We start from the raw sequence: 21,733 nt of genomic DNA, 5'->3' as shown, positions 1-21,733 counted from the left end.
GACCGGGCGACGCTTCGCTTGTCCGCGATCTGCCGGTACGCCGATCTCAACTATCGTGCGACGCTCCGCGTCGTCATGCCGTTCGGGACGCTCCGCGTCCTCTTTGCGACGCAGAGCGTCGAGAGCTGCATTCCCACGCTGGAGCGTAGGGAACGATAGCCCTGACTATCGTGCTGAGATTCATAAGTAAGGCGTTCCGCCTGCAGAATAAAAAAAGGGAAGCCACCAGTGCTTCCCCGAGGTAAACAGTTGAATGTTGTGAACGCCTGATCAGCCTTCGATCTCGACCAGTATCTCGCCCGGATTGACGCGGTCGCCTTTGGCAACGTGGATCGCCACGACCTTGCCGGCAATGGAGGCCTGAACTTCGGTTTCCATCTTCATCGCTTCAGTAATCAGCACGGCCTGACCGGCCTTCACCATATCGCCTTCCTTGACCAGCACATCGACGATGTTGCCCGGCATGGTGGTGCTGACGTGGCCTAGCGCACTGGCCTGCTGGCGTTTGCTCGCGCCGCCGCCGACAAATTCGTTGAGCGGCTCGAACACCACTTCTTCCGGCATGCCGTCGATGGTCAGGTAGAAGTGGCGTTTGCCCTCGGCCTTGACGCCCACGCCGGTGATGTCGACCCGGTAGGTCTCGCCATGTACATCGATAACAAATTCGGTCGGCACACCTTCGCCGCCCGCCTTGGCCACGCTTCCGGCTTCGGGAATAGGCAGCAACACCTCCGGCGTCAGGGTGCCAGCGGCGCGCTCTTCAAGAAACTTGCGGCCAATGTCCGGAAACATGGCAAAGGTCAGCACGTCCTCTTCGGATTTGGCCAATGCACCAATGTCGGCACGCAGCTTGGTCATCTCCGGCTTGAGCAGGTCGGCCGGACGAACATCGATCAGGTCTTCGCTGCCAATCGCCTGCCGACGCAGTTTTTCATCTACTTGCCCCGGCGCTTTGCCGTACCCGCCTTGCAGGTAAAGCTTCACCTCATTGGTGATGGTCTTGTAGCGCTCGCCAGCCAGCACGTTGAAAAACGCCTGAGTACCAACGATCTGCGACGTCGGTGTGACCAGCGGTGGATAACCCAGGTCTTTGCGCACGCGCGGGATTTCCGCGAGTACTTCGCTCATGCGATTGAGCGCGCCCTGCTCCTTGAGCTGGTTGGCGAGGTTGGAAATCATCCCGCCGGGCACCTGATTGACCTGCACGCGGGTATCGACTGCTGTGAATTCGCTCTCGAACTGATGATATTTCTTACGCACTGCGTAGAAATACAGACCGATTTCCTGCAACAGCTCCAGGTCCAGCCCGGTGTCGAACTCGCTGCCCTTGAGCGCCGCCACCATCGACTCGGTGCCCGGATGACTGGTGCCCCAGGCGAAGCTGGAGATAGCGGTGTCGATATGGTCCGCGCCGCTTTCAATGGCCTTGAGCTGACACATCGCAGCCAGGCCCGCCGTGTCATGGGAGTGAATGAACACCGGTAACGACTGCTCGGCCTTCAGCGCACTGACCAGCTCGCCGGTGGCATACGGCGTCAACAGACCGGCCATGTCCTTGATCGCCACCGAGTCGCAGCCCATCGCCTCCATTTGCCGGGCCTGCGCGACGAACGCTTCGATGGTGTGCACCGGGCTGGTGGTGTAGGCGATGGTGCCCTGTGCATGCTTGCCTGCGGCCTTCACCGCTTCGATGGCAACGCGCAGGTTACGCACGTCGTTCATGGCATCGAAAATACGGAATACGTCGATGCCATTCACCGCCGCCTTGGCCACGAACGCCTTGACCACGTCATCGCTGTAATGCCGATAGCCCAGCAGGTTCTGGCCACGCAGGAGCATTTGCAGACGGGTATTGGGCAAAGCCGCACGCAACTGACGCAGACGCTCCCAAGGGTCTTCCTTGAGAAAGCGCACGCAGGCGTCAAACGTCGCGCCGCCCCACATTTCCAGCGACCAGTAGCCGACCTTGTCGAGCTTGTCGCAGATCGGCAGCATGTCTTCGGTGCGCATGCGGGTCGCCAGCAGCGATTGGTGAGCGTCACGCAGAATGGTGTCGGTTACAAAGATCTTCTTGGACATCTCAATATTCCTTACAGACCGGCATGTGCGGCAATGGCGGCAGCGATGGCCAGGGCCAGCTCTTCGGGTTTGCGCTTGATCGAGTAATTGGTCAGCTCAGGGTGGCTTTCGACAAAACTGGTATTGAACTCACCGCTGCGAAACTCCGGGTTTCGCAGAATTTCCTGGTAATAAGCAGCCGTGGTCTTCGCCCCTTGCAGGCGCATGTCATCCAGCGCGCGCAGGCCGCGGTCCATCGCCTCCTCCCAGCTCAGCGCCCAGACGATCAACTTCAGGCACATCGAGTCGTAGTACGGCGGAATCGTGTAGCCGGTGTAAATCGCCGTATCGGTGCGCACGCCAGGTCCGCCGGGGGCGTAATAACGGGTGATCTTGCCGAAGCTGGGCAGGAAGTTGTTCTTCGGGTCTTCTGCGTTGATTCGAAACTGCAGGGCAAACCCACGGTGGATGATGTCTTCCTGTTTGACCGACAACGGCAAGCCGGACGCGATGCGGATCTGCTCGCGAACAATGTCGATGCCGGTGATTTCTTCGGTGATGGTGTGCTCGACCTGCACACGGGTGTTCATCTCCATGAAGTACACCTCGCCCTCGGCGAGCAGAAACTCCACGGTGCCCGCGTTCTCATAACCGACGGCCTTGGCCGCACGCACCGACAGATCGCCGATGTAGGCGCGCTGCTCCGGGGTCAGTTGCGGGCTGGGGGCGATCTCGATCAGCTTCTGGTTACGGCGCTGAATGGAACAGTCCCGCTCAAACAGATGCACCACGTTGCCGAAGCTGTCGCCGAGAATCTGCGCCTCGATGTGCTTGGGGTTGACGATGCACTTTTCCAGAAAGACTTCTGCCGAGCCAAAGGCTTTGGTCGCCTCGGAAATCACCCTGGGGAAAGCCTGCTCCAGCTCTTCGCGGCTGTTGCAACGGCGGATACCGCGCCCCCCACCACCGGAAGTGGCCTTGAGCATCACCGGATAACCGATGCGCTCGCCTTCGAACAGCGCTTCTTCGATATCTGCCACATTGCCTTCAGTGCCCGGCGTTACCGGCACACCGGCTTTGATCATGCTGCGCCGCGCTTCGGTCTTGTCGCCCATGCGACGAATCACCTCTGCCGACGGGCCGATGAATTTGATGCCTCGTTCAGCACAGATGTCAGCCAGTTCAGCGTTTTCCGACAAAAAACCATAACCGGGGTGCAATGCATCACACCCGGTCTCCACCGCCAGATTCACCAGCTTGCGCGGGTTCAGGTAACCGGCCAGTGGTTCGGCACCAATGCTGTAGGCTTCGTCGGCCCGCTTGACGTGCAAGGCGTGCCGGTCCGCATCGGAGAATATCGCTACCGAACGAATGCCCATCTCCGCGCAAGCGCGCACGATCCGAACGGCAATCTCTCCGCGGTTGGCGATCAGAATTTTTGTTATCACTGATGTTTCCTCGGCCCTAAGGACAAACCCGGTCAAACCGGTCGATACGTCTGCGTTGCGCTTTACAGCCGTTTTTTGTAACCAGGCATGTGACTGAATGCCGCAGAGACACCCTAATCCTGATCAGGGATTAACAAAAATGAGTAAAAGTTGGGAGGTGCATAAGTAAAAGCTTATAGTTGAGCGCTCAGCCGCCCCCTGAAGGTTTTATACATGCGTAAGTCATTGATGCGTATGACATTGCGTCAGCTGCGCATTTTCAACGAAGTGTGCGACCTGCGCTCATACAGCCGCGCTGCGGAAGAAATGTCTCTTACGCAGCCCGCCGTCAGCCTGCAGATTCGCCAGCTTGAAGAGCTGATCGGCCAGCCGCTGTTCGAGTACGTCGGCAAAAAGCTCTACATGACAGAAGCTGCCGAAGCGCTGCAACTGGCCAGCCGGGACATTTTCGGGCGCCTGGAAAGCCTGGATATGCAGCTCTCCGACATGCAGGGCTCACTGCAAGGTCAGTTGAGGCTGGCGGTCGAGTCGAGCTGCAAATATTTCATACCTCACCTGTTCGCTGCATTCAAACGCCAGCATCCGGAAGTCAGCCTGAGCCTGATGGTGGTCAATCGTGCACAGATCATCAGGCGATTATCGGATAACCGCGACGATCTGGTGGTGATGTCGGCAGTGCCGCTGGACATGGGCCTTGAGTTTCTGCCCTTTCTCAACAACCCGATTGTGGCCGTGGCCCCGCCGGATCATCCGTTGAGCAGCCGCGAGACGTTGAGCCTGAAAGACCTGGAGCCGTGGCCGCTGCTGACCCGCGAAACGGGTTCGGGCACACGCCGGGCCTGCGAGGAGTACTTCAAAGAGAAACGCGTGCACTTCACCCAGACCCTGGAGGTGTCGTCCAGCGAAGCACAACGGGAGTGCGTGGTTGCCGGGCTGGGCCTGGCGATGCTGACGCGGCATGCGGTCTGCCAGGAACTCGCCACCGGCACTCTTGTAGAGTTGCCCGTGGCGGAGCTGCCGCTGTACCGGAGCTGGTGCGTGGTTCAAGCCAAAGACAAACGCCTGTCACCGGTGGCACACGCCTTCCTTGCGTTCATCCGCACCGAACGTGCGCAGATCAGCCAGCTTGTCGAGCGTTTCGACGGTCGACCGCGGGCGGTGTAACGGTCTGCCAGACTGCGTTTTTCACACCTTCCATGTAATCACAAAGCTCCTGATTGAGCTGCCGCGCTTCGCTGTAGCTCTCGATTGCCCGACGAAACTCCATGCGACGCTGATCTTCCTGCTGACGGCGGGTTTTCACGGTGCTGTTGGGTAAATCATCGTAATGCCGAGCCATATCCTGTCTCCCAATACGTTTTGTGGGAGCACCAGAATGGAGCGCGACAGTGACAGTCAGGCGGCACGCAGGTGACAGATCGATGAATTCTGCTCTGTCAGCGGTGATCAGTCTTCGTGGGCCTTGATCGACTTCGGCGACAGACGCAAGCCGCGCAGGCTGCGCTTGACGCTCTTGAGGTGGTTGACCAGGCTCGGACCGCGCGCCATCGCGACGCCCATTGCCAGCACATCGATGACGACCAGATGCGCGATGCGCGAGGTCAGCGGCGTGTAGATTTCGGTGTCTTCGTGCACGTCGATTGCCAGATTGACTGAAGACAGCTCGGCCAGTGGCGTCTGGCTCGGGCACAGCGTTATCAGCGTCGCGCCGCTTTCGCGGACCAGATTGGCGGTGATCAACAAGTCCTTGGAGCGCCCCGACTGGGAAATGCACACTGCCACATCGGTCGGCTTGAGCGTGACCGCCGACATGGCCTGCATGTGCGGGTCGGAATACGCAGCGGCGGTCAGCAACAGTCGAAAGAACTTGTGTTGCGCATCGGCAGCCACCGCGCCAGATGCACCAAACCCATAAAACTCGACCCGATTGGCCCCGGCCATGGCCGTGACCGCTTGCTGCAAGGAATGAGGATCGAGGTTCTCGCGCACTTCCATAAGCGTGTGCAGAGTGGTGTCGAAAATCTTCAGGCTGTAATCAGCGACCGAATCATCTTCGTGAATCGCGAATTGCCCGAAACTGGCACCCGCCGCCAGACTTTGCGCCAGCTTGAGCTTGAGGTCCTGAAACCCGGTGCAACCAATGGCGCGGCAGAAACGCACGATGGTCGGCTCGCTGATGCCGACGCTGTGCGCCAGATCGGCCATGGAACTGTGCATCACAGCCGCAGGGTCAAGCAGCACATGGTCGGCTACCTTGAGCTCCGATTTGCGCAGCAGGTGACGTGACTGAGCGATGTGTTGCAGCAGATTCAAGTGGCAGACTCAACAAAGGGAAGATGGGCTGGGTTGTAGCTTTCTTGTAGTTATACTACATGACCTGCAAACCGCCCAGTTAAACGACGCTGGAACGTCTTGCACGGACTTGAAAAGGACGATTCGCAAAAATATGTGGGAATAATCCTACATTACGTCGAGTCTCTGGCCAGACCCGCGCAGGCTCATCGGGCAACGATAGACGGCCCTCATTGAAGCCATGCTGCAGGCGACGACCGGTCATCAAAGCCTGCTCATTTTTGATGCCTGACGCAAAGCATGGTTTGCCCGTCATCGCGTGGCACCCTAGAATGCGCTGATGCGCGATGATCTCTCTGTTCTTCTTAATTCCCTCAACGATGCCCAACGTCAGGCCGTAGCCGCCTCATTGGGTCGTCAGTTGGTCCTGGCCGGTGCTGGCTCCGGCAAAACCCGAGTGCTGGTGCATCGCATCGCCTGGCTGATGCAGGTCGAGCAAGCCTCCCCGCATTCGGTCCTGTCGGTGACGTTCACCAACAAGGCGGCTGCCGAGATGCGCCACCGCATCGAGCAGCTCATGGGCATCAGCCCTGCAGGCATGTGGGTGGGCACTTTCCACGGCTTGGCGCACCGCTTGTTGCGGGCGCACTGGCAGGAAGCCGGTCTGGTACAGACCTTCCAGATTCTCGACAGCGATGACCAGCAACGCTTGGTCAAGCGCGTGATGCGCGAGCTGGGGCTGGACGAGCAACGCTGGCCTGCGCGTCAGGCTCAATGGTTCATCAATGGCCAGAAAGACGAAGGCCTGCGCCCGAAACATATTCAGGCCAGCGGCGATCTTTTCCTGACCACCATGAAAAGCGTTTACGAGGCCTACGAGGCTGCCTGCCAGCGAGCGGGTGTCATCGACTTCTCCGAGTTGCTGCTGCGCGCGCTGGACCTGTGGCGTGACAACCCCGGCCTGCTGGCGCACTACCAGCGGCGCTTCCGCCATGTGCTGGTGGACGAGTTCCAGGACACCAACGCCGTGCAATACGCATGGCTGCGCCTGCTGGCCCAGGGCGGCGACAGCCTGATGGTGGTCGGCGACGACGATCAGTCCATCTACGGCTGGCGTGGCGCGAAGATCGAAAACATCCATCAGTACTCCGATGACTTCCCGGACACAGAAGTGATCCGCCTGGAGCAGAACTACCGCTCCACAGCGAGCATCCTGAAGGCTGCCAATGGCTTGATCATCAACAACAGCGGGCGGCTGGGCAAGGAGTTGTGGACCGATGTCGGCGATGGCGAGCTGATCAATCTGTATGCCGCCTTCAACGAACACGATGAAGCGCGTTACGTGGTCGAGACCATCGAGAGCGCCCTGAAAACCGGCATCTCGCGCAGCGACATTGCCATTCTGTACCGCTCCAACGCCCAGTCACGGGTGTTGGAAGAAGCCCTGCTGCGCGAGCGCATTCCGTACCGCATCTATGGCGGACAGCGTTTTTTCGAGCGCGCCGAGATCAAGAACGCGATGGCCTATATGCGCCTGCTGGAAGGCCGTGGCAACGATGCAGCGCTGGAGCGGGTGATCAACGTTCCGGCACGCGGCATCGGCGAGAAGACCGTCGAAGCGATTCGTGAGCATGCGCGGCATGCCGACGTCTCGATGTGGGAAGCCATGCGCCTGCTGGTCGCCAACAAGGGCCTCACCGGTCGCGCTGCCGGCGCGCTGGGCGGGTTCATCGAGCTGATCGAGAACCTGTCGGCCAAAGTCATGGAAATGCCGTTGCACCTGATGACCCAGACAGTCATCGAGCAGTCCGGGCTGATTACCTACCACGAGCAGGAAAAAGGCGAGAAAGGCCAGGCCCGGGTAGAAAACCTTGAGGAACTGGTCAGCGCCGCTCGTGCTTTCGAGAACCACGAGAGCGATGAAGAACTGACCCCGCTGGCCGCCTTCCTCGGCCATGCTTCGCTGGAGGCTGGCGATACTCAGGCGCAGGAACACGAAGACAGCATTCAGTTAATGACGCTGCACAGCGCCAAGGGTCTGGAGTTCCCGCATGTGTTCCTGGTGGGCATGGAAGAAGGGCTGTTTCCGCACAAGATGAGCCTTGAAGAACCGGGCCGTCTGGAAGAAGAGCGGCGTCTGGCCTATGTCGGCATCACCCGCGCCATGAAACAACTGGTGATGACCTACGCCGAGACACGCCGCCTGTACGGCAGCGAAACCTACAACAAGGTTTCGCGTTTCGTGCGCGAGATCCCGCCGGCGCTGATTCAGGAGGTCCGTCTGTCCAACAGCGTCAGCCGTCCGTTCGGTGGCACTCCGAAGTTCAACAGCGGCAGCCTGTTCAACGGCACCGGCATTCCGGAAACCGAGTTCGCCATGGGCCAGCGCGTGCAGCATGCGGTGTTCGGCGAAGGCGTGATCCTCAATTTCGAAGGCGCTGGTGCCCAGGCACGCGTGCAGGTCAACTTCGCCGAGGGCAGCAAGTGGCTGATGATGGGCTATGCGAAGCTGGTGGCGTTGTAGGGTAGGCCGGTCAATCATCGTCCATACGCCCCTGACTATCGTTCCCACGCTCTGCGCTCAGCGTTATACACAAGTCCGCTTTTGATTCTGGCCGGAGGCCGTGGGAGCGGACCGGGCGACGCTTCGATTGTTCACGAAAAGGTAGTTATAATCTCCGAAAATGCATCGACTGAAACACCGTCTTCGCGGACAAGTCCGCTCCCACACAAGCGAAGCGTCGCACGGTTGTGCTACATCATCGGGCAGATTGGGCTTCTGCCCGGAGGGCGTGGAGCGGACTTGTCCGCGATGGACTGCGAAGCGTCGCCCGGTCCGCTCCTACACAGAATTAGTCACTGCCTTACGAAGCGTGCTGAAAAGTCCTACGCTGTCTGTGTAAAAGTCCGAAACACTAACGCGCTGGTCATGCAGGCATCTGCTGTGCAACATGGCGCGCGTGCAATCACAAAACGGGAATACCCTTATGCAACGTTTTCTAAGCATCGCGATGGCGCTGTGCATCGGGCTCACCATGAGCCTGGATGTGAACGCCGCGCGCTTCGGTGGCGGCAAGAGCATGGGCTCGGCGCCTACGCATCAGGCTCGCCAGACCGCCCCTGCCACTCCGGCAGCTGCGCCTAACGCGGCTGGCCGCCCTGCTGCTGCGCCAAGCGGTGCCTCCCGCTGGCTGGGCCCATTGGCCGGCATCGCTGCCGGTGGCCTGCTCGCGTCGATGTTCATGGGTGACGGCTTCAACGGCCTGCAACTGTTCGACATCCTGATCATGGGCCTTATCGCCTTCCTGATCTTCCGCTTCATTGCGCGTCGTCGTCAGCAGCAACAGCCGAAAATGGCCGCTGCCGGTGCGCCGCCGTACCAGCGTGAAACCAGCCAGCCGGCACAGAACCCGATTTTCGGCAGTTCGTCGCCTGCTTCCGCCGCGCCAGTCATCAACGCACCGGCCTGGTTCAACGAAGAGCGCTTTCTGGACGCCGCTCGTGGTCACTTCCAGTCGCTACAGCAACACTGGGACGCCAACGAGATGGACAAGATCGCCGAGTTCGTCACCCCGCAAATGCTGCAGTTTCTGAAAAAGGAACGTGCGGACCTGGGCGACGGCTTCCAGTCGACTTACATCGAGAACCTCAATGTCCAGCTGGACGGTGTGGATGATCGTGCCGACAAGACCATCGCTACCCTGACCTTCTCCGGCGTGTCCAAAACCTCGCGCTTTGACCAGGGCGAAGTGTTCAGCGAAAGCTGGAACATGGAACGCCCGCAAGGCGATAACCAGCCCTGGCTGGTGGCAGGAATTCGCCAGAACGGTTGAACCAGAACCCGTTCTCGCGTTCAGAACCCCGGACATGTCCGGGGTTTTTGTTTATCCGTTCGGATAGTTATTTTGAGAAAGGCTTTACGCTACTGTATAACCCGCGCCATCAAGTGAGAGGATCCGTGTCGTGGAAGAAGTCATCGAACAATTGCGTGAAGCGAATGAACCGGTCCCGGTTCCGCTTGAGCTGCCAGACGAGGACCAATTGGTCGAGATCGAGGAACAGCTGTTCATCAACATCCCGTTCGTCTTCAAGGAGTTTCTCCTGATGGTCAGCGACGTGGTGTATGGCAGCCTTGAGCCGGTTACAGTGACCGACCCGCAGTCGCACACTTACCTGCCTGACGTGGCCGCCACGGCCTGGGATCTGGGCGTGCCACGCGAGCTGATCCCAATCTGTCAGGACGGTGACGACTACTACTGCGTCGAGGAAGACGGCACTGTATTGCTGTGGTCCGCCGAGGAAGAACTAGTCACCGAAGAAAGCTGGGAGTCGGTCTGGCACTGGGCTCGGGATGTCTGGCAGGAAAGCTGAGACACCCCCTTGCAGCGCAGCGGGTGAAGAATCACCGGGCTCAATGCCCGGATGATTCCTGATTGTTCCCAAGCGTCTCCAGCAGCGCGATCTGCATCCGCGTATGCACGCGGATCAGCCAGCGCCACAGCAAAGCGGCGACCAGCGCAGCCACCAGGGCAACGACCAGCAGCAATTCGTTGGCCGGCAGAATACTGGCCGACAGCGCCGCCAGCATCACGAAGATCACCACCAGCGACAACAACGGAATCACCTCTGCCACGACCTTGCGCACGCGCTCGGTATGTCGGCCAGCCATCTCGGGCTTGACGCCCATCTCTGCGAGCAACATCGACAGCGCCTTGAGCTTGCGGTATGCCGCGATCAGAAACGGCAGCGACAACAGCAATGCAGCGCCGCAGATCCAGGCTTTCTGGTGGCTGACATCTGCCACCCACTCGTCCATATACCCGCCAAGACGTTCAGCGAAGTAGCCACCGCTGAAAAAGATCGCCATCACCAGCGCCAGATTGACGCCGACCTGCAGCAGAATTCGCCTGATCATCCCGGCCAGCACAGCGCCCTGCCCTTGCGGCTGGATGCTGCGCAGCCATTCACCGTACATGCCAAACACCCGCGCCACGCGCCGGGGCATTATTGCCGCCAGTTTGAGCGACAACGGATCCGCGCCGCGAATAAGGTAGGGCGTCAGCAACGTGGTGATTGCCGATACAGCGACGGCCACCGGGTACAGGAAATCGCTGGTGACCTGCAGGGTCATGCCCAGCGCCGCGATGATGAAGGAAAACTCGCCAATCTGTGACAGCCCCATGCCCACACGCAGTGAGGTACGGCCGTCATTGCCTGCGATAAACGCGCCAAGGCCGCAGGAAATCATCTTGCCCAACACCACCGCGACGGTGATGACTGCAATCGGCCAGGCATATTCCAGGAGGATTTTCGGATCGATCATCAAGCCGATGGCGACAAAGAAGATCGCACTGAACATGTCCCGGATCGGCTCGATCAACCGTTCGATCTTCAGCAGCTCTCGCGACTCGGCCATGATCGCACCAATCAGGAACGCGCCCAGCACCATGCTGTATTCCAGCTTGACCACTAGCAGGCAGAAGCCGAAGCACAAGCCCAGAACGGTGATCAGCAGCATCTCGTTACTTTCGAACCTGGCGACGTAGGACAGCAATCGCGGCACCAGCAGAATGCCGACGACCAGCGCCACAATCATGAACAGCGACAGCTTGCCGACCGTGGAGAACACCTCGCCTGAACTGACCGAACCACTGACCGCAATGCCGGACAGCAACGCGATAATGCCAATGCCGAGAATGTCTTCGACGATCAGCACGCCGAAGATCAACTGGGCAAAATGCTGATTCTTCATCTTCAGGTCGTTGAGCGCCTTGACGATGATGGTGGTCGAGGAGATCGCCAGGATCGCGCCGAGAAACAGCGAGTCCATGGTTTTCCAGCCGAAGAACTGGCCAATCTCGTAACCAATCCAGATCATCAGGGCAATTTCGAGGAAGGCTGCGATGAACGCCGTGGCCCCGACCTTGAACAGTTTGCGCAGGCTGAACTCCAGCCCCAGGCAGAACATCAGGAAGATCACCCCCAGCTCGGCCAGGATCTTGATGGTGTCCTCGTCGTGGATCAGGCTGACCGGTGGCGTGTGCGGGCCGATGATGAAGCCGGCAACGATGTAACCGAGCACCACGGGCTGGCGAAGGCGATGAAAAAGAATGGTCACCACGCCCGCCACCAGCATGATCACTGCCAGGTCTTGAATGAAATTGATGGCATGCATGGCGGCAAAGCTCCTTTTGATGATGACGTCCGCAGCCGACATCGCTACACCCTGTAAGGCGTTAGCCACCCGGTTCGTCATCGAAATCCGATTAAAACGTAAGAAAAAACCCGATCCACGGGTTTTTGCAGGTTAACACCGCCCCCTTGGACATAAAGCCGGTGCAATATATGGAAACAGATAGTTATGACGCGTGACGGCCGCCTGCTGGCCAGCGTCCCGATAACTGTCACAAGCCCTATTGAGCGCCAGCATAGGCGTCCTTTGAACACCTTGACCGTGTGAGTACGCTATGGAACCCGGAAACGCCCAGCTGTCGATGACTGTATTGATGACCCCGGACATGGCCAACTTTTCTGGCAATGTGCACGGCGGTACCTTGCTCAAGTACCTGGACGAAGTGGCCTACGCCTGCGCAAGCCGCTATGCCGGCCGCTATGTGGTGACGCTGTCGGTGGATCAGGTGATTTTTCGCGAGCCGGTGCACGTCGGCGAGCTGGTGACCTTCCTGGCATCGGTCAATTACACCGGCAACACGTCGATGGAAGTCGGTATCAAAGTCGTCACTGAAAATATCCGCGAGCGCTCGGTACGTCACTCCAACAGTTGTTTCTTCACCATGGTTGCCGTGGACGACAATCGCAAACCGGCTGCCGTCCCGCCTCTGGAGCCGGAAACCCCGGAAGGCAAGCGCCGTTTCATTCAGGCGCAACAACGCCGCCAGATCCGCCAGGAACTGGAGAAGCGTTATCAGGACATCAAGGAAGAAGCCTTGTAATGCGCCGACTCAGGCAAGGACGCCTGAGTCTCTTGAACGACTGAAGTTATAACCGCACGGCTTCGAACTTCACCCGTGGATGCGCGATGCGATCCTGGGCGCGGACCAGTTCCAGCTCGTAACTGCCACACGCCTGGGTTTCCAGAAGCACTTCATGGACTGCCGCTGCGGTGAACTCGAACGCGGCGACCAGATCGTCGCCCAGCAGAATTCGCGACAGAAACAACCCGGACGTCAGATCACCCACGCCGACCGGCTGGCGCGGAAACGCCAGCAGCGGACGGCGCAGGTGCCAACTGGCCTCGGCGGTCACCAACAGCATTTCAAAGCCATCGGCGGCCTTGCCGGGGTAATCAAGGTGCTTGACCACGATGGCCTTGGGGCCTCGCGCCAACAGCGCACGTGCCATCGCCAGACAATCGGGCAGCGATTCGGGCTTGCGGCCCGAGAAGCTGTCCAGTTCCAGCTGATTGGGGCACATGAAGTCAGCCACGGCTGCGGCTTCGTCCAGCAGAAAATCGCTGACTTCCGGCGGCACGATGCAGCCTTTTTCAGGATGGCCCATCACCGGGTCGCACAGATACAGCGCCTTGGGATTGGCGGCCTTGATGCGCGCCACACCACTCAGAATCGCCCGCCCCTGCGCCGCGCTGCCCAAGTAGCCGGACAACACCGCATCACAGTTGCCCAGCTCGCCAATGGCGGCAATGCCGTCGATCAGCGCGGGGATTTGCTGCGGGGCCAGGACCTCGCCTGTCCATTGCTTGTATTGCGTGTGGTTGGAGAACTGCACCGTGTTGAGCGGCCAGACATTGACTCCGATACGCTGCATCGGGAACACCGCTGCGCTGTTGCCGGCGTGGCCGAACACCACATGGGACTGAATAGCGAGCAAGTGGGGCGTACGTTTCATGGCGGGTAGAATCCTGAACACGATGCAAATGCAATAATGAGAAATATAAGTTGCGCAGTATGGCTGTAAATCACTCAGGACAGTTAAGCTGGTCACTCCTACGTTGGAGCACTCCGTCATGCTGACCCTGGGAAACATTTTCGTGCTGATGCTGTTCGCGAGCGCCGCGGCCTGGTGGTGGCACGCCCATGGTCTGCGTGAAAAAGCGCTGGCACGCGTCAAACAGCACTGCGCACGGCTCGAGCTCCAGCTGCTGGACGACGCGGTCGCCCTGCGCCGCCTGACCTTCGCCCTCGACACTCAGGGTCGCAAGCGCCTGGCTCGGGTGTACGCATTTGAATTCACCGTGACTGGCGAGCAACGTCATCCGGGCACGATCACCCTGTTCGGCGCACACACCGCGCAAATCGAACTGGCACCCTACCCCTTCGAAATCAAAACGCCACCACCCAGCGCTGAAATTATTCAAATGAGCGAATGGCGTCAATCGCATCAGAAGTGGAAGCAGTAGCGGCTGGGTAATGCAAATCGTTGTGGAAGCGCTTAGGCCAGGCAACCCGCCATCTGCGCCTGCAACGTGTCCACATCCTGCGGCGTCGAGAAGATCAGTTCCAGGCGCGAATCCTGTCGCCATTCGCTGATTTGCCATGCCAGTGGTGCACCCTCCAGCACATTGCCGGAATACCAGCCGCCCTCACTGTGGATAACCATCTTCGCCCGTCGCCACGCCATGCCTTCCAGCCAATGCAGCACGCGCTGCAGATCAAATTGCTGCGAGGGATGCCAGCGCCAGCCCACACTCCAGCCTTCGGCACTGGCCTGGCTCAGGCAGATGGGCACGTTCGGGTCAGCCCACAGGGCAGGCAACTGTCCGATGCTGTTGGGCAATGTCAGGTTATCCACAACCTGCTTATCCACAGCCGTGCAGTCAACGAACCCCGGCAAACGATTCAGTGGCAAATCTGCGTGCCGGGTCCACAGCAACGCGCATGGCTTCATCTGTTCTGCCAGGGCCTGACGCGCCGCTTCATCCAGTTGCTCGGACTTGTTCATTACCACCAGCCCCGCCTCCGCCAGCGCTTCCTGCTGGGTGGCAGGTAATGGCTGACCGGCCGCCATCGCAGCCGCGTCCAGCACCATCACGCCGGGCTGAACCGAGAGCACGCCACGCCAGGGCGCCTCGCGCAGTTGGGCCAGGAGCTGCGCAGGATGACCCAGCCCCGAAGGCTCGATCAGCAATCGGTCAGGCCGGGCCTTGCGCAGCAATCGACCCAGACCAATCTGGAACGGCACGCCGTTGACGCAGCACAGGCAGCCGCCAGCCACTTCACCAAGTGCGATACCATCGGCAGTTGTGGTCAGCAGCGCGGCGTCCAGACCGATCTGCCCGAACTCGTTGATCAACACCGCCCAGCGTTCATGGGCAGGTTTCTGCGCCAGCAGGCGCTTGATCAGGCTGGTCTTGCCGGCACCCAGCGGGCCGCCGATAACGTGCGTGGGGATGTTCCGCAGCATGGGATCACTTTTGAAGAGTGCGTAGGTCATTGAAGAGCAAGGAAAGGTAACGATGCAAGTGATACAGCTGACTGCTCGCCTGGCGCTGATGCTGCTGGCGGTGTTTTCAGGTACGGCGTGGGCTGAGGCGTGCCTGGTGCATAGCCAGGCCGAGCGGCTGGACGTCAAGGTCTGCCAGGAAAATATCAATATCCCGGCCAACCTGTTCCACGACAGTTTTTGCCAGCCACAGTTGGCCGGGCAGAAAACCGAGACGACCTACTCGGCGCAGTGCCCGGCCGGGGCATTCGGCGTCTGTCGCAATGCGCAGGTGGCCAATATGCCCTACCGCGAGAACATCCACTATTACGGCGTGGCCCGCGACGCGCTGTACCTCAAGCCGTTTTGCGAAGGCCAGAGCAAGGGTCAGTGGATCACGCCGTAATCCGCCCTATGCGAGCCAGTCCAGGGTCAGAATCAGCCTGCGCTCGTTACGTACCAATTGCGGCGAACGATGGATCAGGCCCGCGCCTTCATTCCCGTGCCAGCGCTCGCCCTTGAGCAATGCAACGTCACCGCTGTTGATTTGCTGAATATCGGCAGCATCGCCTGGCTCGGCTTCGGCACGACCCAGTTGCTTACGGTCCATAACACCTTCGTGCAGCCACTGGCTGCCGACGCCGCCATAGGTGGTAATCAACCGCACCGGCACATGATCGACATGAAAGCGCGGGCACATGGCCTTGTCGAGCACCCGCAGGCGCAGGCCGACACACTCGGCCCCAAGCAGGCAGGCATAAGCGCTCACCAGCCAGGACACGTCGGCGATGAAGCCTTGATAACCCTGCAGATCGGCATACCCACGCGCCAGCGTGCTCAAATCAGGCTCGACTTCGCCGCCTTTCACTTCCAGGGTCATCGACTCGGCAAGCGGCTGATCCATCGACAACAGCAACGTGCTGAAATCCTCGATGTGCGCGGGCAAACGACGCTGCCAGACCGCAAGATTTACACCGTCTTCCAGTACCTGGCTCAGCACGTCGGGCGTGCTGTCCTGCGCCTGACGGACCACAGGCTTGTGTTTCATACGATACGCGAGCATCAGGCAGCCACCTCTTCTTCATACCATTCGCCGAAGGGATCGGACAGCTGGCGCCAGCGCTCGACACCTGCAGCCATCTCGTCGTCGGTGAGCAGGCAGTTGTCCAGTTCGGCCGTGAGCAGCGTGAAATCAATGTTCTGCCCGATGAAGACCAGCTCCTGACGGCAGTCGCCGGTTTCGCTCGACCAGTTTTCCAGAATCGATGCGACGCTTTCCTTGTCCTGAGGCCAGCTGTCGCGGGTCACGAAGCACCACCAGCGTCCGGCAAAACCGTGACGCATCAACCCGCCCGCCTGCGACCAGCTGCCCGCGTCCTTGTACTTGCTGGCCAGCCAGAAGAAACCCTTGGAGCGCAGCAGTTTGCCGTTGGTCCAAGGGCGATTGATAAAATCGAAAAAGCGCTGCGGATGAAAGGGGCGACGAGCACGATAGGCCGTCGAGGCGATGCCGTATTCCTCGGTTTCCGGCGCATGTTCACCGCGCATTTCCTTCAGCCAGCCAGGGGCCTGGGATGCACGCTCAAAGTCAAAACGACCGGTGTTGAGAATTGTCGCCAGCGGCACCTGACCCATCACCATCGGCACGATCTGCGCATCAGGGTTCAGGCGTTTCAGAATGGCCATCAGCTCTTCACGCTCGCTGGAGCTGATCAGGTCAATCTTGCTGAGCAGGATGACGTCGGCGAACTCGATCTGCTCGATCAACAGGTCAGTGATCGAGCGGTCGTCATCTTCGCCGAGGCTTTCGCCGCGTGTGGACAAGCCGTCGGCCGCTTCGTAATCAAGCAGGAAATTCACCCCGTCGACCACAGTGACCATGGTATCCAGCCGCGCCAGGTCCATCAGGCTCTTGCCTGCCTCGTCACGAAAGGTGAAGGTCTCGGCGACCGGCAACGGCTCGGAAATACCCGTGGATTCGATCAATAAGTAATCAAAACGACCGTCCTGGGCAAGGCGGCTGACTTCTTCGAGCAAATCCTCCCGCAGGGTGCAGCAAATGCAGCCGTTGCTCATCTCGATCAGCTTTTCTTCGGCGCGGTTCAGGCTGACATCGCGCTGGACTTCGCCGCCATCAATGTTGATCTCGCTCATATCATTGACGATCACGGCGACTCGCAAGTTTTCACGATTGCGCAGTATGTAATTGAGTAAAGTGCTTTTTCCGGCACCGAGAAAACCGGAAAGGACGGTAACAGGTAGAAGATTTGCCATCAGGATTCTCCGGGCAGCTGCAAGGCTTGGGCCTTGTTCATATCGGCTGCAACGAATCCCTCAGGCAGCCGGCTCTAATCACCACATGATGTTATAGTATAACAACACATAATAGCTACTGGCCTTGGTGAAGGGATCTTCATGAAACGGGTTTCAACAGGTCTGATTGCTTCGATAGGTCTAGTGGTGCTGTTCAGTGCGCAGGCAATGGCAGCATTCGGCAAGCCCCCAGCCGACCTCGCGACCTGCACACGCAGCGCGGCCGTTCTGTCATGCAGCGACGCACAGGGCAACAGCTACAGTGTGGTCACCGCAGGCTCGACGACCTGGTTGAGAGGTTACGAGAAGATTGATAAACGTCGCTGGGTGCAGACCAACAGTCGCTATGGTCAACTGACGTTTTTTACCGGGCTGGCCTCGAATGGCGAAGCCTGGGTTGGCACAGTCCAGCGCGTGGGCTGGACCACCATCACGCGGGTATCCAGCTCAAGCGGTACGCGTAGCAAGATCACCTGCAGCCGCCTGAATGGCTGCCGCTGACGGGTTCAGGCCTGCTGTTCCTGCTTTTGCGCCTGCATCCAGGCCAGGTGCGAATCCATAGGCGGGTTGCGCTGGAAGTAACGTTGCAGGCCATCGAACAGCCCGTCCGCAACGGCCTGTTGATGGCGCGCCGTGACCAGACGCTGACTGTCGCGGCTGTTGGAGATAAACCCGGTTTCAACCAGAATCGACGGCACATCCGGCGATTTAAGCACCGCGAATCCGGCTTGTTCCACACGCTTCTGGTGCAGCGTGGTGATGCCTTCCAGGCTGCCCAGTATCGTGTGACCCAGTTGCAGGCTGGCGGCGATGGTGGCGTTCATCGACATGTCGAGAATCACCCCGGCAAGCATCGGGTCCTTGTCCTTGAGGTTGAGCAGCGACGTCGCGCCCAACAGGTCCGCGCCGTTTTCCCGCTGCGCCATGAAGCGAGCAGTTGCCGACGTGGCGCCGCCTTCGGACAACGCGAACACCGAAGCACCGGACGCCGTGAGACGAGGCGCAGCGTCGGCGTGTACGGAGATGAACATGTCGGCGTTGGATTTATGCGCGAATTCGACACGCTTGCGCAGCGGCACAAAGAAGTCGTCATTGCGTACCAAGCGCACATCAAAACCCTTCTCGCGCTTCAAGCGTTTGGCCAGCAACTGGGCGATCGACAGCACCACATCTTTCTCGCGCTCGCCACGCGACCCGACAGCACCTGGGTCCTTGCCGCCATGACCGGCGTCGACCACCACCATGATGTCGCGGCCGGTGCGCGCTTTGCTCTGGATAGGAACCGGCACGGGCGGCGGCAGCTCGGCCATCTGTACCGGCGCACGAGCCGTGGAACTCATGTCCAGCACCAGCCTGTGACCCTGCCCGCCTTCCGGGCCGAGCAAGAAGCTGTTGAGCTGCACCGGCGCAGTCAGGTCCAGCACGATGCGCGTGTCATCGCCCGTGCCGTAATGACCGGAACGGATCGATTTGATAACGGTGCGATCCAGCGCCAGCTGACTGAAATCGCCAGTCAGCCGCGAACCGCTGACATCGATGATCAGACGGTCGGGCGAAGTCAGCGAGAAGGTTTTGTATTGCACCGGGCCGCTCAGGTCGAGCACCAGCCGCAGCTTGTCGTTGGTCCGCCAGAGGCGTGCGTTACTGATCTGCGTAGCGTACACGCCAAACGGCAACGTCAGGGCGGCGCTGGCCAGCAGCATATTGAGCAACACTTGACGTCGGTGCATGGAATGTCTCAAAGAGCAAATCGAGCATCCTGCTCATGAAGGGTTCATCCACGCAATAGTAACAATATAACATGCAGTTACAGACGCAAGATGAAGCGCTTCATGAAGATTCCGTCATCAACTGCCAGCCATCGGCGACAATAAATCATCGCCTTTTCAGTCGATGTTCCACGTGGAACATAACTCCATGAATTTAATCAGGTACGCGGAGCAACGTTGCCACACTGCGGGCCCAACCATACGGAGCGGGTGTCCATGCTGCCGTTCTGTTGCTGGCCCGTAGCGTTGAAGGTGCCCACCACTTTGGTGGTGAATTCGCGATCACTGAGGAACTGGGCCTGCCCTGTACCTTGCGCTTTAGGGCACGAGAACTGGAAGTTCCAGGTCTTGCCATTGCGCGCGGTAATCTTCTGCGTGCAACCGGAAGCCGGATCAGTCAGCGGGATATCGTCCGATTGCACCTGCGCCTGAGTCAGGCACGCCCGCACGCCCTTGCCACCGAGCGAGACGCCCTGCTTCTTCATCATCTGTTCCATCATGGCGCGCTGCTCAGGCGGCAGGTTTTGCAGTTGCCCCAGCATCAACTGCATATCCGGTAGCTGCTGGCCGTCCACCTTCATATTGCTCGACGTCAGTTCCCACAAGCCGGGTTGCAGCATCTGCGCTTGAGCCAAAGGGGTAGCCAGACAAAACATCCAAGCCAACATGCGTTTGTTCATTTCGAGATTCCTGATCGGGCAGTTGCAGATACACACAGGGCTGGAACGACAGTCCAGCCGAAACATAAGCCTTAGACGACACAAGCGCCGCCCAGTTGCAGCGGGAATAAAATAGCGACATTCCTGTTCAGCTGTGGTCTGTTAGGGAGCAAAGCGAGGAGCATTGTTCCACATGGATTATCACGACCCGTACTTTTTCGGTTATGTCCTCGGTTTCATTCACCTGCTGGGCACAGGTGCCGCCATCCATGCGCTGCTGACGGTGCGCACCTCCCAAGGCGCGATCGCCTGGGCGATGCCGTTGCTGTTCATCCCCTACTTCACCTTGCTGCCTTATCTGATATTCGGACGCAGCTCGTTCGACGCGTATATCAAGGCCCGCCGTGAGGCCAACAAGGAGATGCGCGCAGCGATCGGCAGCCTCAACTGGCGGCCCTGGATAGAAGAAGCCGTAGCAGCACGCCGATCAGATGCCTATGCGGCGCTGCGTGCGATGCCCAGGCTGGGGAATATGCCTGCGCTGGCCAACAACAAGGTCAGGCTGCTGATCAATGGCGAAGAGACGTTCGGGGCGATTTTCCAGGCAATCCGTGAAGCGAGGCAGACGATCCTGATTCAGTTCTTCATCATTCATGACGACAACCTCGGCCGCCAGCTGCAAACGCTGCTGCTGGAAAAAGCCGCCCAGGGCGTGGCGATTTTTGTGCTGTACGACCGCATTGGCAGCCATGCATTGCCGGGCGCCTACATCGATAAATTGCGCGACGGTGGTGTGCAGATAAAAGCCTTCGCTACGCGCGGTGGATGGCTCAACCGCTTCCAGATCAACTTCCGCAACCATCGCAAGATCGTGGTGGTCGACGGCCTGAAAGGTTACATCGGCGGGCATAACGTCGGCGATGAATACATGGGCCTGAAGCCGCCGCTGGCGCCTTGGCGCGATACTCACGTGGAAGTCATCGGCCCGGTGGTCGCCTGCTTGCAGGAATCGTTCGCCGAAGACTGGTTCTGGGCAACCCGCGAGCTGCCGCCGCTCAGCCTGCCCGACGAGTTTCCCGAGGACGGCGTGCTCTGCCAATTGCTGACCAGCGGGCCGGCCGATGCACAGGAAACCTGCTCGCTGTTTTTCGTCGAAGCCATTCATGCTGCCGAAGAACGCGTATGGATCACCAGCCCCTATTTCATCCCTGACGAAGCCGTGACTGCGGCGCTGACCCTGGCAGTCCTGCGCGGTGTGGACGTGCGCCTGCTGCTGCCCTCGCGCCCAGACCATTACGTGGTCTACGCCGCCTCCAGCCTGTACGCCTTCGATGCTGTCCGTGCTGGCGTGCGGGTGTTTCGCTACGAGCCGGGCTTCCTGCATCAGAAGGTGGTGCTGGTCGACAACGACATCACCGCCATCGGCAGCGCCAACCTCGACAACCGCTCATTCCGCCTCAACTTTGAACTGATGTTGTTGACCGTAGACAGCGACTTCTCCAGCAAGGTCGAAGCCATGCTCACCGCCGACTTCGCCGCGGCGCGTGAAATCTCCCTGCAGGAAAGCCATGAAACCCGACGCCTGCATCAGCTCGGCATGCGCGTAGCCAGGCTAATCTCGCCGATTTTGTGAGAGAAGGCTCCGGACACACTATTCACTGCGCCTTGATCGTTGGTTAAGCAACGAATATTCACTAGTGTACTGTTTTCGAAATAAGTTACCCATAACCTGCAAGCTAAGCTATTGATAAGATTTGAATTTTCCGTTAGTTGGTGGCTGATTTTTTCGAAAACA

20 protein-coding genes are annotated in these 21,733 nt (G+C 59.3%); 9 read left to right on the top strand and 11 right to left on the bottom strand.

The features are described from left to right. Positions 1–270 precede the first annotated feature (270 nt). The gene (gene oadA / locus DW49_RS0104215; protein WP_005621886.1) at positions 271–2,079 is read right to left on the bottom strand and encodes a sodium-extruding oxaloacetate decarboxylase subunit alpha; all 1,809 of its coding nucleotides are present in this window, start codon (positions 2,077–2,079) and stop codon (positions 271–273) included. A gap of 11 nt (positions 2,080–2,090) precedes the next feature. Further along, positions 2,091–3,506 (bottom strand): acetyl-CoA carboxylase biotin carboxylase subunit, encoded by a 1,416-nt coding sequence (locus tag DW49_RS0104210; RefSeq protein ID WP_024421100.1) that lies wholly within the window; start codon positions 3,504–3,506, stop codon positions 2,091–2,093. Between the two features lie 213 nt (positions 3,507–3,719). Between DW49_RS0104210 and DW49_RS0104205 the strand changes: the two genes are divergently transcribed. Next, a complete protein-coding gene (locus tag DW49_RS0104205) occupies positions 3,720–4,670 on the top strand; it encodes a LysR family transcriptional regulator (protein ID WP_005621895.1) in 951 nt (316 codons plus the stop codon). On the opposite strand, the gene DW49_RS1000000129455 is transcribed toward DW49_RS0104205, so the two are convergent. Both DW49_RS1000000129455 and hexR read right to left on the bottom strand, forming a co-directional pair. Next, the gene (locus DW49_RS1000000129455) at positions 4,624–4,809 is read right to left on the bottom strand and encodes a PA3496 family putative envelope integrity protein (protein WP_005739670.1); all 186 of its coding nucleotides are present in this window, start codon (positions 4,807–4,809) and stop codon (positions 4,624–4,626) included. The two genes, DW49_RS0104205 and DW49_RS1000000129455, sit on opposite strands and share 47 nt — an antisense overlap. Positions 4,810–4,952: 143 nt before the next feature. Continuing rightward, positions 4,953–5,819, bottom strand: coding sequence for a transcriptional regulator HexR (gene hexR, locus DW49_RS0104200; protein WP_003378351.1), 867 nt, complete (start codon positions 5,817–5,819; stop codon positions 4,953–4,955). 319 nt (positions 5,820–6,138) lie between these two features. Here hexR and uvrD point away from each other — a divergent pair, with 319 nt between their 5' ends. The 3 genes from uvrD (at position 6,139) to DW49_RS0104185 (ending at position 10,169) form a co-directional block, all read left to right on the top strand. Beyond that, positions 6,139–8,322: a DNA helicase II gene (gene uvrD, locus DW49_RS0104195; protein ID WP_005621902.1), complete on the top strand. Its 2,184-nt coding sequence runs from the start codon at positions 6,139–6,141 to the stop codon at positions 8,320–8,322. Between the two features lie 463 nt (positions 8,323–8,785). Continuing rightward, positions 8,786–9,631 carry a Tim44 domain-containing protein gene (locus tag DW49_RS0104190; RefSeq protein WP_005621906.1) on the top strand — a complete coding sequence of 282 codons (846 nt, stop codon included), beginning with the start codon at positions 8,786–8,788 and terminating at the stop codon, positions 9,629–9,631. 130 nt (positions 9,632–9,761) lie between these two features. Next, entirely contained in the window at positions 9,762–10,169 is a 408-nt protein-coding gene (locus DW49_RS0104185) for an SMI1/KNR4 family protein (RefSeq protein WP_005621909.1), read from the top strand. A 40-nt stretch (positions 10,170–10,209) separates the two neighbouring features. On the opposite strand, the gene DW49_RS0104180 is transcribed toward DW49_RS0104185, so the two are convergent. Then, complete coding sequence (locus DW49_RS0104180; protein ID WP_003378343.1) at positions 10,210–11,973, bottom strand: cation:proton antiporter; 1,764 nt, start codon at positions 11,971–11,973, stop codon at positions 10,210–10,212. Positions 11,974–12,265: 292 nt separating this feature from the next. On the opposite strand from DW49_RS0104180, the gene DW49_RS0104170 reads away from it, so the two are divergent. After that, the gene (locus DW49_RS0104170; RefSeq protein ID WP_003378342.1) at positions 12,266–12,751 is read left to right on the top strand and encodes an acyl-CoA thioesterase; all 486 of its coding nucleotides are present in this window, start codon (positions 12,266–12,268) and stop codon (positions 12,749–12,751) included. 46 nt (positions 12,752–12,797) lie between these two features. Here DW49_RS0104170 and pdxY read toward each other — a convergent pair whose 3' ends face one another. Beyond that, entirely contained in the window at positions 12,798–13,664 is an 867-nt protein-coding gene (gene pdxY / locus DW49_RS0104165; protein WP_003378339.1) for a pyridoxal kinase PdxY, read from the bottom strand. Between the two features lie 118 nt (positions 13,665–13,782). Between pdxY and DW49_RS0104160 the strand changes: the two genes are divergently transcribed. Continuing rightward, positions 13,783–14,175, top strand: coding sequence for a DUF3301 domain-containing protein (locus DW49_RS0104160; protein ID WP_005621919.1), 393 nt, complete (start codon positions 13,783–13,785; stop codon positions 14,173–14,175). Between the two features lie 32 nt (positions 14,176–14,207). Here DW49_RS0104160 and DW49_RS0104155 read toward each other — a convergent pair whose 3' ends face one another. Continuing rightward, positions 14,208–15,179: a CobW family GTP-binding protein gene (locus DW49_RS0104155; RefSeq protein WP_005621922.1), complete on the bottom strand. Its 972-nt coding sequence runs from the start codon at positions 15,177–15,179 to the stop codon at positions 14,208–14,210. Positions 15,180–15,231: 52 nt separating this feature from the next. On the opposite strand from DW49_RS0104155, the gene DW49_RS0104150 reads away from it, so the two are divergent. Then, on the top strand, positions 15,232–15,603 hold the full coding sequence (locus DW49_RS0104150) for a hypothetical protein (protein WP_005621926.1): 372 nt from the start codon (positions 15,232–15,234) through the stop codon (positions 15,601–15,603). Between the two features lie 6 nt (positions 15,604–15,609). Here DW49_RS0104150 and DW49_RS0104145 read toward each other — a convergent pair whose 3' ends face one another. Together DW49_RS0104145 and zigA are read right to left on the bottom strand one after the other, a co-directional pair. Next, positions 15,610–16,260 (bottom strand): DUF1826 domain-containing protein, encoded by a 651-nt coding sequence (locus DW49_RS0104145; protein WP_003378332.1) that lies wholly within the window; start codon positions 16,258–16,260, stop codon positions 15,610–15,612. Further along, a complete protein-coding gene (gene zigA, locus DW49_RS0104140) occupies positions 16,260–17,471 on the bottom strand; it encodes a zinc metallochaperone GTPase ZigA (protein ID WP_005621929.1) in 1,212 nt (403 codons plus the stop codon). The genes DW49_RS0104145 and zigA overlap by 1 nt, the downstream gene beginning before the upstream one ends. A 141-nt stretch (positions 17,472–17,612) precedes the next feature. Here zigA and DW49_RS0104135 point away from each other — a divergent pair, with 141 nt between their 5' ends. Then, positions 17,613–18,011 (top strand): hypothetical protein, encoded by a 399-nt coding sequence (locus tag DW49_RS0104135; protein ID WP_005621931.1) that lies wholly within the window; start codon positions 17,613–17,615, stop codon positions 18,009–18,011. Between the two features lie 5 nt (positions 18,012–18,016). On the opposite strand, the gene DW49_RS0104130 is transcribed toward DW49_RS0104135, so the two are convergent. Continuing rightward, positions 18,017–19,240 (bottom strand): N-acetylmuramoyl-L-alanine amidase, encoded by a 1,224-nt coding sequence (locus DW49_RS0104130; protein WP_017682566.1) that lies wholly within the window; start codon positions 19,238–19,240, stop codon positions 18,017–18,019. Positions 19,241–19,437: 197 nt separating this feature from the next. Next, positions 19,438–19,959 (bottom strand): DUF3617 domain-containing protein, encoded by a 522-nt coding sequence (locus DW49_RS0104125; RefSeq protein WP_003378325.1) that lies wholly within the window; start codon positions 19,957–19,959, stop codon positions 19,438–19,440. A 172-nt stretch (positions 19,960–20,131) separates the two neighbouring features. On the opposite strand from DW49_RS0104125, the gene cls reads away from it, so the two are divergent. Then, a complete protein-coding gene (gene cls, locus DW49_RS0104120; RefSeq protein WP_005621936.1) occupies positions 20,132–21,571 on the top strand; it encodes a cardiolipin synthase in 1,440 nt (479 codons plus the stop codon). The last annotated feature ends 162 nt before the right edge of the window (positions 21,572–21,733 follow it).

This window comes from Pseudomonas avellanae BPIC 631 (assembly GCF_000444135.1).
Taxonomy (GTDB): domain Bacteria; phylum Pseudomonadota; class Gammaproteobacteria; order Pseudomonadales; family Pseudomonadaceae; genus Aquipseudomonas; species Aquipseudomonas avellanae.
The sequence above is the reverse complement of the archived record's forward strand: the minus strand, read 5'-3'. Positions and strand labels throughout refer to the sequence as shown.

Coding starts and splice junctions, on each gene's coding strand:
- oadA (WP_005621886.1), bottom strand. CDS start 2,079: ATGTCCAAGAAGATCTTTGTAACCGACACCATTCTGCGTGACGCTCAC.
- DW49_RS0104205 (WP_005621895.1), top strand. CDS start 3,720: ATGCGTAAGTCATTGATGCGTATGACATTGCGTCAGCTGCGCATTTTC.
- uvrD (WP_005621902.1), top strand. CDS start 6,139: ATGCGCGATGATCTCTCTGTTCTTCTTAATTCCCTCAACGATGCCCAA.
- DW49_RS0104190 (WP_005621906.1), top strand. CDS start 8,786: ATGCAACGTTTTCTAAGCATCGCGATGGCGCTGTGCATCGGGCTCACC.
- DW49_RS0104180 (WP_003378343.1), bottom strand. CDS start 11,973: ATGCATGCCATCAATTTCATTCAAGACCTGGCAGTGATCATGCTGGTG.
- DW49_RS0104170 (WP_003378342.1), top strand. CDS start 12,266: ATGGAACCCGGAAACGCCCAGCTGTCGATGACTGTATTGATGACCCCG.
- pdxY (WP_003378339.1), bottom strand. CDS start 13,664: ATGAAACGTACGCCCCACTTGCTCGCTATTCAGTCCCATGTGGTGTTC.
- DW49_RS0104160 (WP_005621919.1), top strand. CDS start 13,783: ATGCTGACCCTGGGAAACATTTTCGTGCTGATGCTGTTCGCGAGCGCC.
- DW49_RS0104155 (WP_005621922.1), bottom strand. CDS start 15,179: ATGCTGCGGAACATCCCCACGCACGTTATCGGCGGCCCGCTGGGTGCC.
- DW49_RS0104150 (WP_005621926.1), top strand. CDS start 15,232: ATGCAAGTGATACAGCTGACTGCTCGCCTGGCGCTGATGCTGCTGGCG.
- DW49_RS0104145 (WP_003378332.1), bottom strand. CDS start 16,260: ATGCTCGCGTATCGTATGAAACACAAGCCTGTGGTCCGTCAGGCGCAG.
- zigA (WP_005621929.1), bottom strand. CDS start 17,471: ATGGCAAATCTTCTACCTGTTACCGTCCTTTCCGGTTTTCTCGGTGCC.
- DW49_RS0104135 (WP_005621931.1), top strand. CDS start 17,613: ATGAAACGGGTTTCAACAGGTCTGATTGCTTCGATAGGTCTAGTGGTG.
- DW49_RS0104130 (WP_017682566.1), bottom strand. CDS start 19,240: ATGCACCGACGTCAAGTGTTGCTCAATATGCTGCTGGCCAGCGCCGCC.
- DW49_RS0104125 (WP_003378325.1), bottom strand. CDS start 19,959: ATGAACAAACGCATGTTGGCTTGGATGTTTTGTCTGGCTACCCCTTTG.
- cls (WP_005621936.1), top strand. CDS start 20,132: ATGGATTATCACGACCCGTACTTTTTCGGTTATGTCCTCGGTTTCATT.